A 419-nucleotide genomic window follows, 5' to 3' on the forward strand; every position below is an offset into this window, starting at 1 on the left:
CATATTTGGCGTACTCGGATTTCTGCTTGCTTCCATTTACTCCGGGGAAAATCTCTGATGCTGTATCTCCCATTAAAGTCTTTGAGTATTTGTTTGCCGGTAAGCCTGTCATTTCCACTGATTTACCGGAAATAAATGGATACCCTGGATTGATGATTGAGAAAAATCCAGAAGATTTTGCCCTGGCTTGCGCTAAGGTCATGCATCTGGATGATCGTGTGTTCAAAGAACATGGGGATCGGTTTGTTTGGGAGAATTCATGGTTTTCTCGACTCGATGCCATCACTGCAAAGCCGGAATTTACAAATTTTCGACATTCAGTTAGCGTTGTCGTTCTTATACATAACAATCGAAAAATTATCGAGCGCACACTAACTTCTTTGCTATACCATTGCTCTGCATATATCAAAGAATTGATT

At 40.6% G+C, this 419-nt stretch carries 1 pseudogene; it reads left to right on the forward strand.

Annotated elements, in window-relative coordinates:
- Positions 1-5: 5 nt before the first annotated feature.
- Positions 6-419, forward strand: a pseudogene (locus JHD82_RS29085) (glycosyltransferase); the annotation flags it as partial.

This window comes from Delftia sp. ASV31, assembly GCF_016428765.1.
Lineage (GTDB): Bacteria > Pseudomonadota > Gammaproteobacteria > Burkholderiales > Burkholderiaceae_C > Comamonas > Comamonas acidovorans.